We start from the raw sequence: 17,050 nt of genomic DNA on the forward strand, positions 1-17,050 counted from the left end.
CGGGGTGCTTGTTCGGCCGGTGTTTTTGCAGCTTCACCGAAAGGGGCCGATGATGGATATTACTGAAAAGAACGCGAAGAGGTTATGGAAGCGGATTTTATGGATACCGACCCTGATCGTGCTCGTTGCCTGCGCCAGTATCGCGCTCTTTAGCGTAAGCACGGTGCGGGTGGCCAGAAACAGGAATTACATGATGCTGACCGAATCCGGCAGGCAGCAGGCCGAGATATTCGACCTCTCACTGGCGGAGCAATATAAGACTCTCACGATCTTCGCGAACAGCCTCCGCCTTGATGAAAATATCCTGAACGATGAGCACGAGCTTTTTCAGCGGCTCGTCCTAATGAAAGAGACGATGCGCGTCTCACACGTCGGGATCGCGGACGCGGCTGGCGAGGGCTTTCTCGGCAGCGGCCGAAAGATAAATGTCAAAAATTATAGTTTTTTTGCCAGGGCCATGGATATGGCAAGTTCCGCCGAGCTGGAACGGAAGTTCCCCGGCGGCGAAGAGGGGCGCCTCTTTGTCATCTCCGTACCGCTGATAAGGAACGGGCGGTCCGTGGGTGTCGTATTCGCCTGCTGCAGCGATGCTGAATTCAGAAAAATCGTGAAGCTGTCGACCTTCGATGGGGAGAGTTATTCCTTCGTCGTGAACAAGGACGGCGATATAATGCTTGGGAGCGCCAGCCGGGATTTTCTTCTCCGTGAGGCGCACGTTGCTCCGAGGGCGCAGGAAAACTATCTCAGCCTAATAAAAGAGAGCGAGCTGGAACGTGGCTTCTCGGCGCGGAAAATTGCCGAGGACATGGAGAATGGGCGCGGCGGCGCAGCCGAGGTCTCTTACCGCGGCAAGCGCCGGTATGTAGCCTATGAGCCGCTCGGTATAAACGGCTGGTATCTGGTCAATTCAACGCCGGCGCGTGTGGTGGAGGGACCGGCTAGAAGGACGATCGCTGCGGTCTTTGTGCTTTTGGGCATCATCACAGCCTGTTTTTTACTGTTGATTTTTTATATTTACCGGCTTAACGCGAGAAATAACAGGGAGCTGATTCTGGGGCATGAACAGCTGCGCCAGTCGGAAGAGATATACCGTATCGCGGCGAATTTTTCCGACGCCGTACTCTTTGTCATCGACTTCCCCAACGATAAGGTGACCTTTAACCGCAATTTTAAGGAAAAACTTGGTTATGAGCCGCGTTTTTCCTCTTTAAGCGAGATGATGCGCCTTCTGGATACGTTCATAAATGAAAATGATCTTGAGGCGGTAAGGGCGGTGGGCGATAATCTCAGCAGCCAGGAGCTGGAGTGCTGCATTGAGTTCCGCCTTCAAAGGCCCTGCGGCAGAGAGCAGTGGGAGCGCGCCGAGTTCACAAGGATATTCGATCCAGAAGGGGGCCTGCAGCGGGTCATTGGCCGTCTCGTGAATATTGACGAGGAGAAGCGCAGCCTGCGGCAGCTCATAAATCTGGCCGAGAGCGACCCTCTCACGGGGCTGCTGAACCGCAAAGCCGCCGAAGAGCGGATAAGGGCCTTCCTCGCGGACACGGGGGACTGCGGGCTGCACGCGCTCTTTATCGCCGACATAGATGATTTTAAGCTGATCAACGATGGCTACGGTCATATTGAAGGGGACCGGACGATCATCTCGATCGCGCAGGAGATGAAGAAGTTTTTCCGCGGCTCGGACATCATCGGCCGGCTTGGCGGCGATGAGTTTGTGGCGCTGCTGAAGGATGTTCCGTCGATGGATGTCGTGCGCCTGCAGGCCGCCGATTTTTGTGCCGTCTTTGAGCAGGGGTGCCGCGTCTGCACGCTCCGCGCCCACGTTTCCATGAGCGTGGGGATCGCCGTCACCGTTGGCGGCCAGAAGAGCTTTGACGAGCTTTACCGCGAGGCCGACGCCGCGCTCTACCGCGTCAAGGCGGCGGGAAAGAACGATTACCATATTTATAACGACGGCGTCGCGTAAGCCGAGCCGCGGCGAGGACCACGCCGCCGGTGTATTTGAGAGCCTCTCTCGTTATCCATTTTCCAGTATGGTTATTGTATGGTAATTTTATAGACGATGTCCCCACAAAGATAAGGTACTTTTCTTAAATATTTGCCGTTCCCCCGGCGGGGCATATGGCAAACGCGTCACACTTTTTACATCACCTCTTTCAATATAGACATTTAGCAGTCCGCGCCGTCCGCCGGAGGGAACGTCTGCGGCGGTTTTTCATGCGTTTGTCCCGGCGCGGTTCAGGGCAAACGCATGAACGTCAGTGTCATTGCCCATGCTGCCGGACAGCGTCATTTTTATAGTTTTCACAGTGTTCGCCGTAAATTACCTTAGAAATATTAAGAAAAATAACGCGGGGTCCCCTTCCTGTAAATGCTCACCGCGGCCTGCCTCTGCCATGTTAAAGCGAAAAATGCCGCTGTCCGGCATCGCGGTCTGCTCAATATTCGTCAAAAGACTTGACGCGTTTGTCCGGATATGATTATTTGGACATTTACAATTTTGAATTGTAAAGAGTATAATTATGAAATATTTTATAATAAATAATGAATTTTAATGGTTATAAAACAAATTGCGGTTATAAGAACCGGATAAAACCATCATTTCTCTGATATTATCCGCCTGCCATTAAATTGGAAGGAGATATTTATGGTAAATTGGAAAAAATACGCGGCGAAGAATATTTGCCGTATTATCGGCGTTCCTTCCGTCATTGCGCTGGCGGCCTTTGTCAGTATGCTTATATTCAGCGTCGATGTCACGCACCAGACTGAGGAAAATACATTTTCCATGCTGATGGATTCCGCGAAGCAGCAGGTCATGCTCTTCGACGTGTCGATAGAGGGGCAGGTCAACATGCTTTCGACTCTTGCCGACAGTATCGCCAAGCCGGTGGGGGAGGGGCATGATCTCAGGGAATTTATTCCGCGGCTGGAGATGATGAAATATTCCTCCAACTTTACAAACGTGGGGATCACGGGCAAGGACGGAGAGGGATATATCTCAAGCGGCCATCATATCAATATTGGGGACAGGGGGTATTTTCAGAAAAGTATGCTCTTTCAGACCGTCGTCGAGAAGGTAAAATCCGGCAAGGTCATTAAAACGCCGATTTTTATCATATCGGTGCCAATTGTGGATAATGAACGCGTGGTGGGTATTCTTTTCGGGAGCTACAATTTTTCCCAGTTCAAGTCGATCGCGAAGATAGACGCCTTTAAGGGCAGCAGTTACTGTTTTATCGTCGACAGCGACGGCTGTATAGTCATCGGCACGGATAAGCGTCATTTCTTTACGGACGGCAAGTTAGCGGAGGAGTCGCTGTATAGCGTTAATTTTCTGGATGAACTGAAGAACGGCACTATCGACAGAAGAGATTCTTTTAATAAGTTCATGAATAATTTTAAATCTGAAAGAGGCGGGATGTTCGGTTACTCTTTCGGCGGGAGCAGACGTTATGCCGTTTATCAGCCGCTTGGTATCAACGGCTGGGTCTTGTTCAATATGATAGACGCCTCTTCGGTCGACGCGCGGAAGAATAAGATACTGTATTCCGCCTTCGTCGTCATCGGGATAGTCGCCCTATGTTCGCTGTTTTTGGTCTTCTGTATATACAGACTGAACGCCGAGAAGAACAGAGAGCTTCGTGAGAGCGAGGAGCTCTATCGCGTCGTTGAAAATTTTACCAATATGGTGATTTTTGACATGAGTATAAAGAACGACACGATCAGATATAACGAAAATTTTGAGGAGATGTTCGGTTATAAGCCGAGGTTCTTTAAGTTCTCCGAACTTGTGGAAAATTATGCTGCTATAGTATACGAGGATGATCTGCCGATGATCGACAAGATGCTGAACGCCATCCCCGTCGCCGAGTGCGGCTCGGCGGAATTTCGCTGTATCTCTCCCTTCGGTTATTGTATTTGGATGAGGATCGAGTATAACAAGCTGCACGGCGAGGACGGACAGGTCCAGCGCATCGTCGGACGGCTGACGAATATCGACGACGAGAAGAAGAAGTTTCAGCGGCTGCGTTTGGCGGCGGAGCGCGATTCTCTTACGGGGCTGCTGAACCGCAAGACGGCGGAGGGACAGATAAGGGCCGCCCTTGCGGGAGGTGGCGGCGGGCTGCATGCCCTTTTCATCATCGATGTGGATGATTTCAAGTCGATCAACGACGGCTTTGGGCATATTGAGGGAGACCGGGTGCTCATGGCGATCGCGAAGGCGATGGAGGAATTTTTCCGCGGCTCCGATATTATCGGGAGGCTCGGCGGCGATGAATTTGTTGTGTTGTTGAAGGATATTCCCTCGATCGATGTCTTGAAGACGCGGGCCGCCGGCTTACGCGCCCTTTTTTCAAAGATAGGCGGCTCCTGTTCACTTCCTGGGCATATCTCCGCGAGCTTCGGCGTCTCAGTCGCCTCCGGTGGCCGGAAGAGTTTTGAGGAGCTTTATCGGGAGGCTGACGAGGCGCTGTACAGGGCCAAGGCCGAGGGGAAAAACGGTTATCATATTTACGGCGGTTAAAGCCCGGATGCCGGTTTGGTCATGTTTGCAGATAAGAGGAAGAGAACTTATAATTTAGCCCATGTATGAATCAGTGAAGTTTGACGGAGGGATTTTTATGGGCAATTGTATTACCAGAGAGGCGGCCCTTGAGCTGCTTAGAAAATATAACAAAGAGGAGTTCCATCTGCTTCATGCTCTGACGGTGGAGGGCGTGATGCGCTGGTACGCGAACGATCTCGGTTACGGTGATGAGGCCGATTACTGGGCGGCGATAGGGCTGCTTCACGACATAGACTTTGAGCTCTATCCCGATGAGCATTGTAAAAAGGCTCCCGAGCTGCTGGCGGAGGGCGGCGTGGACGAGGCGATGATACGCTCCGTATGCAGCCACGGCTACGGCCTCTGCTCGGATATCAAACCGGAGCATCTGATGGAGAAGGTGCTCTTCGCCTCCGACGAACTGACGGGCCTTATCGGGGCGGCGGCGCTGATGCGCCCCTCGAAGAGCGTGCAGGATATGGAGCTCAAGAGTCTTAAAAAGAAGTATAAAGATAAAAAATTCGCCGCCGGCTGCTCGCGCGAGGTGATCGCGCAGGGCGCGGAGATGCTCGGATGGGAGCTGGACACGCTGCTTGAAAAGACCCTCGAGGCGATGCGCTCCTGCGAAGCGGGCGTCGCCGTCGAGCTGGAAAGTATAAAATAATTGAACGGCAAAAGGGCGCTGATTGCGATGAGCGGCGGAGTGGACAGCTCCGTCGCCGCCTTTTTAACGAAGGAGGCGGGCTTCGACTGCGCGGGCGCGACGATGAAGCTCTTCTCGAACGAGGATATCGGCGTCGAGGGCGAGAGCCGCTGCTGCTCTCTTGACGATGTGGAGGATGCGCGCAGCGTCGCGAACCGGCTCGGCATTCCCTTCTTTGTCTTTAACTTTTCCGATAATTTTCGCCGCGAGGTGATAGAGCGCTTTATCGCCGCCTATAAGAGCGGCGCGACGCCCAACCCCTGCATCGACTGCAACCGTTTTCTGAAGTTTGATAAATTTTTCTCCCGCGCTAAGGAGCTTGATATAGGTCATATCGTGACGGGGCACTACGCCGCCGTCTATTATGACGCGGCCTCGCGGCGTTGGGGTCTGAAAAAGGGGGCGGACGAGAGCAAGGATCAGAGCTATGTCCTCTACTCGCTGACGCAGGAGCAGCTTGCGCACACGCTGCTGCCGCTCGGCGGCATGTCGAAGGCCGAGGTGCGCGAAGCCGCGCTGGAGAACGGCTTTGTCAACGCGAAGAAGCGGGAGAGCCAGGATATCTGCTTCGTCCCCGACGGCGATTACGCCGCCTTTATCGAACACTATACGCGGGAGCCGAACTGTCCCGGCGATTTTGTCGACGGCGGGGGGCGGGTGCTCGGACGCCACCGCGGCTTTGTCCGCTACACGATCGGCCAGCGGCGCGGCCTTGGCCTCTCGCTGCGCGAGCCCCTCTATGTCTGCGCGAAGCGCGCGGCGGACAACACCGTGGTTCTGGGCCGAAGCGAAGAGCTTTTCTCCAAGAGCCTTACGGCCTCGGAGTTGAATTTGATCGCCTGTGACCGGCTTGTTGCTCCGACGCGGGTAAAGGCGAAGGTCCGCTATAAGCAGCGCGAGCAGTGGGCGACGGTGGAACAGACGGCGGAGGACCGTATCCGCGTTGATTTCGACGAGCCGCAGCGCGCTGTGACTCCCGGGCAGGCGGTGGTGCTCTACGACGGCGACTGCGTGGTCGGCGGCGGCACGATCGAGTAAACTTATGGCCGCGGCGGTAGGGGGCTTGCTCAACCGGCTGGCCTTTACCGCCGTGGTTAGCGCGGATATCTATTCCCGATGATTTATAATTTACTATACTCTGATAAACCGGTGTTGGTGTACTTTGCCTTCCAAGATGACCGCCATTGATGTGCGCCCATATCGTGCCCTCGCGCGGAGCCGTATGAGGAGACGGAGAGAGGACAGAAAATTCCTAAATATGATTTTCTTGGGGTGATTTTTTATGAACGAAAAGAGACGGCAGATCATAGAGAAGCTGCTGGAAAAGATCAACAGCGGCGAAGTCGTCACGGGAGACAGGCTGCTGCCGGAGCGGCAGCTCGCGGAGGCGATCGGAGAGACGCGCCCCGTCGTCCGCGAGGGGCTTATCGCGCTGGAGGCGATGGGCGTGCTCGACATCCGCGACAGGCAGGGCATCTATCTCTCGTCAAGCGAGGAGAACGAGGCCAAGATGATGCTTCATAAGGTGCGCGGCTGGCCGGCAGACATGCTTTCGCGGGTGATGGAGGTGCGCCAGATCATCGAACCTCTGGCGACGGCGATCGCCGCCGTTCGGCGCGACGATAAGGACCTCGCGAAGATGCGCGAGTGCCTGCGCAACCTTGCCGAGCTTGTGGATGAGCCCGGAGAGGCCGCGGCGCGGGAGAGTCTTATCTGGAACACCACCCTTCACACCGTCATCGTGGAGTCGGCGGAGAATGCCTACCTCTCGCGTATCTACGAGGGGATACATACGGTTATTGAGCACAGCCTGTCGCTGATGCGGATCGGCACCGCTCCCGAGAAGGAGGGCGGTCCCCGCTCCGTCTACCATGATCACCTTAGATTATTTGAACGCATAGAGGCGCGGGACTCCGCGGGGGCCGAACTCTGCGCAGAGGAGCACCTTCGCCACTCCATCAACGCGATGGTGACTCTGGGGCAGATAGTGCCGGCTTCGGATCTCTTCGGGCAAAAGCTGATCGGGCAGGCGCGGCTTTTGTAGCCGCTATTAGCCTCTCGTCCTTCTGAAGCACTTTACGCCCTCCCACCAAAAGGTGGCAGAGGCGGCGGCCAGCAGCGCGAGCGCGAAGTCCGCTGGCGACAGCGGCTGCAGTTTTGTCGCGGCGGCGGCCTGCGGCAGCGTTGACATCACAATTAAACAGAGCAGCACGCCGAAGTTGACGAACCATGCGACCTTGTCAACCGCCGCGCTCCCCTTCGCGAAGGCAAAATCTCTGTCGGAGCGGTTCACATAGACGAGGAAGAGGTTCGCGAGCACCAGGACGGTGAGGAAGAAGGTCCGCGCGTGTTCCGCGCCGCCGTAGGGCAGCGTGATATAGTAAGAGCCGAAGGCCGCCGCGAAGATCGCGAGCCCCTGCGCCGCCGCCTTTCCGAGCAGCCCGCGCGTGATTATCGGCGCTCCCACGGGACGCGGCGGCCGCTCCATGATGTCCCTCTCCTCCGGCTGGCGCTCGAAGATTATCGAACAGGTGGGGTCGATTATCAGCTCGAGCAGTACGACGTGGATCGGAGCCAGCAGCACGGGAAGGGCCAAGAGCGGCGCGGCCAGCGCCGACAGCGCGATGGGAATATGTATCACAAGGATGTATTCCATCGCCTTTCTGATATTGTCATAGATACGCCGCCCGTCGCGTATAGTGCTCACGATGGTCGAAAAATCGTCGTCCAGCAGCACCATATCCGCCGCTTCGCGTGCCACCTCGGTGCCGCGGCCGCCCATCGCGATGCCGATGTCGGCGTATTTGAGCGCGGGGGCGTCGTTCACGCCGTCGCCCGTCATCGCCACCACCTCGCCGCGCGAGCGCAGCGCCTTGACGATGCGCATCTTTTCACGCGGCATGATACGCGAGAAGATCGTCACGTCTCCCAGCTTTTTAGCCAGCTCCCCGTCGTTCATTTTTTCAAGCTCTTCGCCGGTTATCATTACATGTTCCCTCTCGCCGCAGCCAAGGCCGACGTCGTGCGCGATTCGGTGCGCGGTGACGCTGTTGTCGCCGGTTATCATCACGACGCGCACCCCCGCGCCGCCGCAGGCTCTTATCGACTCCGCGACGTTTTCGCGCGGCGGGTCGACGAAGGCCGCAAGTCCCGCGAGGCGTAGCTTGCAGGCCTCCATCCGCTCGGGGATATCTTTCATATCGTCGTTGTAGGCGACGGCGAGCACGCGGCATCCGGCCCCCGCGAGTCGCAGCTGTTCGCGCTCGGCCCATTCGCGTTCGTCCGGCGTTAGTGAGCAGAGCCGGAGGATGTTTTCGGGAGAACCCTTCGCCGCCGCCATCACCTTTCCGCGGTAGGCCCAGACGTGGCACATCATGCGCGACTCCGAGGAGAAGGGGTATTCGTGTAGTAGGCGCTGCCCCTGGAGCCGTTTTACGTCGAACTTATTCTTCGCCGCTTCGTCGAGGATCGCGCGCTCCATCGGGTCGTAGGGGTTGGTTTCGGAGGCGAGCACCGTCACCTCCGTCAGCTTTTTCGGCGTGGCGCCGCAGAGCGGGGTCAGCTCCTTCAGCGACATGCGGTTCTCCGTCAGCGTCCCCGTCTTATCGACACAGAGCACCGTCACCGCGCCGAGAGTCTCCACGGAGGGGATGCGCCGGATGAGAGAGTTGCGTTTCGCGAGCCTCCAGGCGCCGAGCGCGAGAAAGACGGTGAGCACGACGGGAAATTCCTCGGGGATCGTTGCCATCGCGATGGTGATGCCCGAGAGTGCCGCCTCGATGATGCCGCTGCCCCGGTAGTAGGTGGCGGCGACGATGAAGACCAGCATCATGACGCTGAATAGCGAGCAGTCGCGCACGAGGCGGTGGGTCTGTTTTTCAAGCGGGGTCGGCCTGTCCGGGGCCTGGGCGACGTCCGTGCCGATCTTTCCATATTCCGTACGCGGCCCCGTCTCCGTGACGCGCGCCACGGTGCGTCCGGCTACGGCGTTCGTCCCCGCGTAGCAATGGTCGGTGCGCCAGCCGCGTCCGGCCTCTCCGTGCGGGGCGCAGACCTTCCAGACGATCTCCGATTCGCCGGTAAGCGCCGACTCGTCGGCGCCGAAGCCGTCGTTTTCCAGCAGTTCGCAGTCCGCGGCGATCCGTTCGCCCTCAGATACGATGATTATGTCGCCTGGGACGAGCTCTTCGGAGGGGAGCGTGACGACCTCGCCGCCGCGCACCGCCGTCACCTTGGGAGATGAGAGCGACTTGAGCGCCGCGAGCGTCCGGTCCGTCTTCCACTCCTGATAGATATTGATCGTTCCCATAAAGGCTACGAAGACGAGCATGACGGCGCCGTCGCGTGGCTCTCCCAAGAAGAAATAGAGGCCAGCCGCGCCGATGAGCAGCAGGAATACCGGTTCCGAGAAGAATTTGAGCAGTACGCGCAGCGCGGAGTCCTCTCTCTTCAGCGTGAGCGAATTTTCCCCGTACCTTTCCCGCCGCTTCTTGACCTCGCCGTCCGATAATCCGCAATATTTTTCCGTTAATTCCATGACGTGACTCTCCTTATTCAGCCTCCGCGCGGAGTGTATAAAAATAGAGCCCGCGGGATCGTATTCAAACGGTCCCGCGGGCTCTATAAGATTCATCCCGCTGCCGGGTTGTCGTCCCGGCCCAGCCCCACGACCCGGTATAAATAAAAACTAATTACCAAGTCATCGCCTGCTCCATGTTTAATTGAGTGAATTTTAAATGAAATTTTTGCCTGTTGTCAATAGTATGGCAAAAAATTTAGCGCAGAGTAACCAACGGCTGCTCGCGCGCGTCCCCCTCTCTCGTCATCACGACCTGAAACAGCTGGATGGCGCGCGAACGAAAAGCGCCGGCGCAGGAGAGCAGATAGTAACTCCACATGCGCTGGAAGCGCTCGCCGTATTTTTCCGCAAAGGCGGGCCATGCTTTAGTGAAGTTCCAATACCAGCTCATCAGGGTCTTATCATAGTGGCTGCCGAGGTTGTGGAGGTCTTCGATGACAAAAAGACCCTCCGCCGCCGAGGCGATCTGCGCCGCCGATGGCAGCGCGCCGTTGGGGAAGATGTATCTGTTGAGCCACCTGTCGCAGTTGACGCCGGAGCTGTTGCCTCCGATCGTGTGCAGCAGGAAGAGGCCGTTTTTGCGCAGAAGACGGTGCGCCACCTTCATGTAGGTGCGGAAATTTTTGCTTCCGACATGCTCAAACATTCCCACGGAGACGATCTTATCATACTCCCCGTCGATATCGCGGTAGTCGCAGTCGAGGAATTTGACCGGCAGCCCCTTGCAGTCCTCTTTCGCAAAGGCGAGCTGCTCCTGGGAAATGTTGACGGCGGTGACGCGGCAGCCGCGGCGGGCGGCCATGTACTTTGCGAGGCCGCCCCATCCGCAGCCGATATCCAGCAGACGGTCGCCCTCTTGGAGTTCAAGCTTATTCGCGATCAGCTCCAGCTTGTTGACCTGGGCGCTCGCGAGATCCGCGGTATCTTTGAAATAGGCGCAGCTGTATTGGTGCAGAGGGTCGAGGAAAGAAAAAAAGAGGTCGTTGCCGATGTCGTAATGTTCCTCCGCCACCTTGTGGCTGCGGGAACGGGACTGCATGTTCAGCAGCTTCATCGGCAGCAGCAGCAGCGCGTAGCGCAGGCTTCCCTTGATATCATATTCAACACCGCATTTTATGATCCGGCAGAGAAGCTCATCCAGGCGCTTACAGTTCCACCAGCCGTCCATGTAGGCCTCGCCTAGCCCGAGATTTTTCTCGGCGATGACGCGGCCGTAGAACGCTTCGTTGTTAATTTGCGGGTCCCAGTCGTGCGGGCCGTTTATTTCGATGCCGGCGCTGGTTAATTTTTGCTGAACAGATGCGGGAAGCATGTAAATCACCTCTGTATATTATAATTTTATTTTCAATAATAGAGGAGACGAAAAACGCCTCCAAAATATGTATTATTTAAATATATTATGAACCTATTCGCCCTCTGTAAAAAGAGAAGCCGCGAAGAAAAAAAGGCGTAAAATTTGAAAAAAAGTGAACAGAACCAGGCGCAGAAGAATTTTGCCGTGGGTTTTTCTTTACTTTACCGGAATGGGAGAATATGTAAAGGCGGCGGAGGATGTCTGCGATATAGGATCGCCGCGGCATAGAAATTTTTTCAATGAAGGGTACATTATCTATTGTGCGGAGTCCATTTTTCGTTATATACTACCTTTTCGGTGATATCTTTATCTATCGAAAAGAGGAAAGTATAATGTTAAGATATGCTGCTCCGTTGATACTTCTCTTTGTATCAAACATCTTTATGACCTACGCCTGGTATGGACACCTGAAATATGTCGGCGCGAAGCCTCTTATCGTGGCGATCCTCATCAGCTGGGGTGTCGCCTTCTTTGAATACTGTTTTCAGGTACCCGCGAACCGCATTGGCCACACCGTTTACTCGCTGCCGCAGCTAAAGATTATGCAGGAGGTCATCACGATGACTATATTCGCGGGCTTCTCCTTCTTTGTGATGAAGGAAAAGCTCTCACTCAACTATCTTTGGGCCTCGTTCTGCATGGTGGGCGCGGTATTCTTTATCTTTCGCGGGAATTAGAGGCCGGAGACGCTGTTCCAGCGTTTCCGGTGAAAAGCAGCGCGGCGGCCGTCAGCGCCAGCAACAGGCTGAATACCATAAATCCCTCCGTCATGCCGAAGCGCCGTCCGCCGAAGCTCCAAAGCAGGGGACCGAGAAAATAACCGATACCCCAAAAGAAATAGTAAGCCCCTGAAATAGTTCCCTTTAGGTGGTCCGGCGCGCGCTCGTTGAGGAAGGCCATTGAGGCGACATAGAAGCCTCCGAGGGAACCGGCGGCGAAACCCACGCAGATTATGGAAGAGACCCTGGGTATATATGGGAAGATACCCCAGGAGAGCGCCGTCAAAAGCAGTCCCGCGATGATGAAGGGCCGCCGGCCGTAACGGTCGGAGAGTGTTCCGTAAGTTATCTGCAGTAAGAATATGAATACGTAGCTGGCGGTGAAGATCATGCCCGTTTCGATCAGGCTGAATCCCTTCTCTGTGATGAACCAGGCGGGCGCGATGGCGAAGACCAGCCCCTGGCCGCAGCCGTAGAGGAATATCCCGAACAGCGTTATGCGCACCGGCAGATCCGAGAGCAGCGCGAAGGCCTTTCTTATCTCAAGCCGGTTCGCCGTATCCAATGAACCCTTTTTATTATTCTCAACCATTATTAAAATGATGAAAAACGACAGCACGCAGAGAATGCTGTAAAGCACGAAGCCCAGCTCCCCGACCATCAGGACGCTGGGGAAAATGACCCGCAGGAGCGGTCCCGCCGCCAGCCCCACATACATCGAGGCGCTGTAGATGCCGAGCATCTTTCCCTTATGTTCCGGATAGGCGATCGCGATGAGCGCGGAGGCCATCGCCCACAGCGGGATTTCTCCCGCGCCCTGAAGCGCGCGGCCCATAAATATGGGCAGGCTGGAGGCGGCGAAATAAAACAGAAGCCCGGAGAGCGCCATCAGGAAATAGCCGAACAACAGAAAGAGCTTCACGCCGAATCTGTCCGAAAGGCTGCCGAAGGGAACCTGGAAGATGATATACGGCAGTCCGTAGCAGGAAGCGAGCAGTCCGACGAGCGCCGAGCTCCCGCCGTTGAGTTCAATTACGCGTTCCGGCAGGCTCGACATCACGATCCCCACCCCCAGCATTGAAATCGCGGCGGCGGCCGTAAGTCCGGTGAAGCTCTTTGCGCGGCTGTTCATAAGACAACTCTCCAATCCGTGTGATAGGGGTACGAGATCCCCATGTAGTCTGACGAGCGCTTAAATCTCATCGGTGCGGCCTGTTTACCGTCCATACGCCGGATACTATCATCGCGCCGCCGAGGAGGAGCCAGAGGGTGAACCGTTCGCCGATTACGAAATAGGCGACGACGATCCCCACCAGCGGCTGTAAAAATTGAAAAACCATCAGCCTGGCGACGGGGATGTTCGCCGCCGCGTAATACCAGAAGACGTAGGCCAGACCGGAGCATAAAAAACCAAGGATGGCGAGCGCCTCCCATGTGCGCCAGCTGAAACCGGTCAGGACTGAAACGTCCGTTCCCGTCAGCGCGAGCGCCGGCAGGCACATCAGCACCGCGAAAAAAATTTCCCAGAAGATCGTGAATACCGGCGGATAGCGGTTCTCCTTGAACAGCCAGCGCGTAAGGACCATGAAGGCGGCCCAGTTGAGAACCGAGAGCGATATCAGAAAATCCCCGAAATTATAGGAGGAGATCCCCCGCGCGCCCTTTGTGCCCAGCCCGAGGACTACAGCCACGCCGAGAAATGCTAAGATTATCCCAAAGACCCCGCCGCGCGAGAGCCGCTCTTTTAGAAAAAAACTGGCGAACAGCGCCGTCATCGCCGGTGCCGCCGCCATCTGCCAGTTGGCCGTCGCGCTGCCGGAGCTCCGCATCGCCACCGTCTGGATGCCGATATGGAAGAAAAATCCCATGAAACCCATGAAGGCCAGCACGAGCGTCTGCCTGCGCGTCGGCAGCCTGAGTTCGCCGCAGTACCAGGCAACGGGAAGCAGCAGCGCCAATGAAAGCACGAAGCGCAGGAACATCACCAGCAACGGGTCCGCCTGTTCCAGTGCCACCTTTGCCCCCGCGAAACTCGCGCCCCAGAAAATTACCGTAAGTGTCGCGAGGATATAGACCTGTAAAAATTTATCTCTCTTCATGCCGGAAAAAATTTCTCCTATGATATCTTAATATATGTATCTCGGAAATTGTGTGAAATATTACATTACAGTTTACATAATTTTGTATATTTTTTCAAGGACTATATTTAACATGAGGTGCATTTCATTACATCTATTGAATATAAAAATATTCAACAGTGCGCCATAGGTAAAGACCGCCGCCAAGGCGAATGAGGCGTATAACAGCCGTGGCTCCATGATAAAAGCAAATAACAGCGCCGCCGGGAGCAGGATCGCGGCTAGTGTCTTCACCCCCGCCGAGTTAAAAAATTTCTGTCCATGGTGTATCGTGATTGCCGTCATTACGATTCCTCCTTTACAGATTTGTGTTGTTGTTCTTTGACCCGATTATGAGATAAGTATATATTTTTGTCTAACAGAAGCTATTGGTAAGTATAACAATGTTTTTATTGTTGATATAATTATTTATATTAATAATAATATTGGAGTGATAGATATTGAACCTGCTGAATATGAGATATTTTATAGAGACGACAGAGACGCTGAATTTTACGAAAGCGGCGAAAAATCTGAATATCTCCCAGCAGGCGCTGAGCACGCATATCGCGGCTTTGGAAAGAGAGCTGGGCAGCGAACTTTTTATGCGCGGTGTGCCATTGGTTATCACTCAGGCCGGTCTGCTCTTCAAGAGCTACGCCCAAAAGTTTCTGAATGAGTACAGCTCCATGATGCACGAGATGAACGATATAAAAGACGAACGCCGGGGCACCCTCTCCCTCGGCATCGCGCATACGCGCGGAAGGATACTGCTGCCGGAGATACTCCCGCTATTTCAGCGGGTGTTCCCGAAGGTGGATATCAAAATTACGGAGGGAAGAAACGACGAAATGCAGAAGGCGCTGCTGGAGGGCAAGCTTGAGCTGCTCATATGCAAACTACCGATCATGGCGGCAAACGTAAAGAGCGAGTTTTTTTATCAGGAAGAGGCGGTGCTGATGGTCTCTGACGAATTACTTGAAAAATATTTCGGAGCGCAGAAGGGGACTGTGGTCAAAGAAATCGAGCGGACCGCAGGCGTCGGGCCGCTCGAAAAATTGCCTTTCCTGCTGCCGCACAGAGGGGATTTAATGCGCGTGGTGGCGGACGAACTGATAGGCAGAGCTGGTTTTATACCTAATATAATCGTTGAATCGGAGAATATAGAGACGCTGCTGGAGATGTCCGTCCGCGGCCTTGGCGTCACATTTTATCCGAAGATGTTCATAGACTATTCCGGCTTTATCAATTTTCCTGAGACCTTCCATATAATACCGCTGGATACCCCCGTGGCCTCATACGCGATGGGCTTCTGCTGCCCGAAAGACAGATATCTCTCCTTCGCCGCGCGGGAATTTATCCGGATCGCAAAGGAAAATATTCATCTGTAGAGGCGGCCCGTCCTCTAAAATATCTCTCCGAGACTTCTCACAAAGGAGCCCGGCGGCAGCGAGGCGATCTTCTCCGCCGTCATAAACACGCCGTCCATATAGATGTCGCTCATATAGTCCTGGACCTCTATCGTGATGATCTCGTCCTTGCGCGCGAGCGATATCGTATGTCCCGAATAGGGACCGGGCCACGGAAGCCTCTCCGCTAAGACGGGCACGCCGCAGATCTTTGCCCCGAGCACCCCTGGATAACTTTCACGGCTCTTCACCTCTCCCGCGTCGTCGCCTGCCGCCGCGGCGGCCAAAGCGGCGGCGGTACCGCTGGGCGCGTTGGCCATCTCGTTGGTATGCCGGTCGGTTATCGATACGAAGGGGTAATAGGCGCGCGCTTTTTTGATGAAGTCTGTCACGAGGCTGATACCAAGGCCGTAGTTGGGGATGACCGCCCAGCGCAGCCCCTTCGCGGCGACCGCCGCCTTGAAGGGAGCCAGATCGTCCTCCGTAAGCCCCGTAGTGCCGATCACCGCGTTAAGGCTAAAATCCAGATAGACGGACATATTTTCAGCCATCACCGGCGTCGCCGAAAAGTCGATTACCAGATCAGGCTTTGACTCAGCAAGCGCCGCCCTTAGGTCATTAGAGGCCTTTATGCCAAGTTCACCGATGCCGGCGATAGTCCCAAGATCGGAACCGGCCTCGAGGCACCAGCCGCCGACAAGCTGAAACCCCTCTTTGCCGACGATCGTCCTGACGATGGTGCGTCCTACGTTTCCGGAGGCTCCGGAGAGAAAAATCCTTGTCATGATAAAATACCCTCCCTCTAGATTAGTTTTCTTTCTTTATATAGACCATATCCACATGTGGAATGCCGTCTTCGAGATAGACCTCTGAGATGCGCCGGAATCCCAGCGATTCATAGAAGCCGGCCAGATAGTCCTGCGCGCCGATCTTTATCGTATCCTCTCCGAGGACGTTCAACGCGAAGTCGATAGCCCGTTCCATCATTTCGCGCGCATATCCGTGTCCCCGGCACTCAGATGCGACGGCTACGCGCCCCATTGCGAGAGAGTCGTAGGTGACGCCGGGCTTGAGAATGCGCATCGAGGCGGCGAGACGTCCCTCTTCGTCGCAGCCGAATAACTGCCAGGCCTGGCGGTCCGCGCCGTCTACTTCAGGATATGGACATGACTGCTCGACGACAAAGATATCGCACCGCTGCATGAGAATATCGTAAAGTTCGGAAGTGGAAAGTTCCTCAAAAGGTTTTATCTTCCACTGCATACACAGCCCTCCTTTATAACTATTTATAATAATGTGGATATAACCATTTAAAATGATACCATCTACACGGTGCAAATGGGAAAAGAAAAAAATTGAACCGCCGACGGAGTAAAGGTAAAAAGAACTGATAGTATTTTTAAGAAATTTTTACAAAAAATTTATGGATATAATCAGTAAAAGGTGCATTGACAAGAGGTCACCAGGCCGGGTGTCCTATCAAAAAATGCTTGACGAAAAGCGGCGCCCGTAATATACTACCTCTCGTTGCGCCGCGGGATGCGGCTGTCGCCACAAACCAGCCGCAGCGAGCACCATGACAAAAAGAATACAGAGAGAGCAAAAGAAACATACACC

13 protein-coding genes and 1 riboswitch are annotated in these 17,050 nt (G+C 55.0%); of the genes, 7 read left to right on the forward strand and 6 right to left on the reverse strand.

All coding sequences use genetic code 11. The annotated features are described in order from the left end of the window. Positions 1-49 precede the first annotated feature (49 nt). The 5 genes from LIO98_RS06010 (at position 50) to LIO98_RS06030 (ending at position 7,299) form a co-directional block, all read left to right on the forward strand. Positions 50-1,969: a diguanylate cyclase gene (locus tag LIO98_RS06010; RefSeq protein ID WP_291954176.1), complete on the forward strand. Its 1,920-nt coding sequence runs from the start codon at positions 50-52 to the stop codon at positions 1,967-1,969. A gap of 681 nt (positions 1,970-2,650) precedes the next feature. After that, a complete protein-coding gene (locus LIO98_RS06015; RefSeq protein WP_291954179.1) occupies positions 2,651-4,531 on the forward strand; it encodes a diguanylate cyclase in 1,881 nt (626 codons plus the stop codon). Between the two features lie 97 nt (positions 4,532-4,628). Beyond that, positions 4,629-5,216, forward strand: coding sequence for a hydrolase (locus LIO98_RS06020; protein ID WP_291954181.1), 588 nt, complete (start codon positions 4,629-4,631; stop codon positions 5,214-5,216). Next, complete coding sequence (gene mnmA / locus LIO98_RS06025) at positions 5,217-6,293, forward strand: tRNA 2-thiouridine(34) synthase MnmA (protein ID WP_291954184.1); 1,077 nt, start codon at positions 5,217-5,219, stop codon at positions 6,291-6,293. A gap of 244 nt (positions 6,294-6,537) precedes the next feature. Next, the gene (locus LIO98_RS06030) at positions 6,538-7,299 is read left to right on the forward strand and encodes an FCD domain-containing protein (protein ID WP_291954185.1); all 762 of its coding nucleotides are present in this window, start codon (positions 6,538-6,540) and stop codon (positions 7,297-7,299) included. 6 nt (positions 7,300-7,305) lie between these two features. Here LIO98_RS06030 and LIO98_RS06035 read toward each other — a convergent pair whose 3' ends face one another. Both LIO98_RS06035 and cfa read right to left on the reverse strand, forming a co-directional pair. After that, entirely contained in the window at positions 7,306-9,792 is a 2,487-nt protein-coding gene (locus LIO98_RS06035; protein WP_291954188.1) for a cation-translocating P-type ATPase, read from the reverse strand. Positions 9,793-9,859: 67 nt separating this feature from the next. Then, a riboswitch (NiCo riboswitch) is annotated at positions 9,860-9,979 on the reverse strand. Between the two features lie 51 nt (positions 9,980-10,030). Then, on the reverse strand, positions 10,031-11,146 hold the full coding sequence (cfa, locus tag LIO98_RS06040; protein ID WP_291954190.1) for a cyclopropane fatty acyl phospholipid synthase: 1,116 nt from the start codon (positions 11,144-11,146) through the stop codon (positions 10,031-10,033). 374 nt (positions 11,147-11,520) lie between these two features. Here cfa and LIO98_RS06045 point away from each other — a divergent pair, with 374 nt between their 5' ends. Next, positions 11,521-11,865, forward strand: a complete 345-nt coding sequence (locus LIO98_RS06045; protein ID WP_276795428.1) for a DMT family protein — start codon at positions 11,521-11,523, stop codon at positions 11,863-11,865. Here LIO98_RS06045 and LIO98_RS06050 read toward each other — a convergent pair. Continuing rightward, a complete protein-coding gene (locus tag LIO98_RS06050) occupies positions 11,846-13,039 on the reverse strand; it encodes an MFS transporter (protein ID WP_291954197.1) in 1,194 nt (397 codons plus the stop codon). The two genes, LIO98_RS06045 and LIO98_RS06050, sit on opposite strands and share 20 nt — an antisense overlap. A 67-nt stretch (positions 13,040-13,106) precedes the next feature. Then, positions 13,107-14,006: a DMT family transporter gene (locus tag LIO98_RS06055; RefSeq protein ID WP_288333738.1), complete on the reverse strand. Its 900-nt coding sequence runs from the start codon at positions 14,004-14,006 to the stop codon at positions 13,107-13,109. A gap of 479 nt (positions 14,007-14,485) precedes the next feature. Here LIO98_RS06055 and LIO98_RS06060 point away from each other — a divergent pair, with 479 nt between their 5' ends. Continuing rightward, the gene (locus tag LIO98_RS06060) at positions 14,486-15,415 is read left to right on the forward strand and encodes a LysR family transcriptional regulator (protein WP_291954205.1); all 930 of its coding nucleotides are present in this window, start codon (positions 14,486-14,488) and stop codon (positions 15,413-15,415) included. 14 nt (positions 15,416-15,429) lie between these two features. On the opposite strand, the gene LIO98_RS06065 is transcribed toward LIO98_RS06060, so the two are convergent. Both LIO98_RS06065 and LIO98_RS06070 read right to left on the reverse strand, forming a co-directional pair. After that, complete coding sequence (locus LIO98_RS06065) at positions 15,430-16,218, reverse strand: dihydrodipicolinate reductase C-terminal domain-containing protein (RefSeq protein ID WP_291954208.1); 789 nt, start codon at positions 16,216-16,218, stop codon at positions 15,430-15,432. Between the two features lie 22 nt (positions 16,219-16,240). Next, positions 16,241-16,696, reverse strand: coding sequence for a GNAT family N-acetyltransferase (locus LIO98_RS06070; protein ID WP_291954210.1), 456 nt, complete (start codon positions 16,694-16,696; stop codon positions 16,241-16,243). Positions 16,697-17,050 lie beyond the last annotated feature (354 nt).

Source organism: Cloacibacillus sp., from assembly GCF_020860125.1.
Classification (GTDB): domain Bacteria; phylum Synergistota; class Synergistia; order Synergistales; family Synergistaceae; genus Cloacibacillus.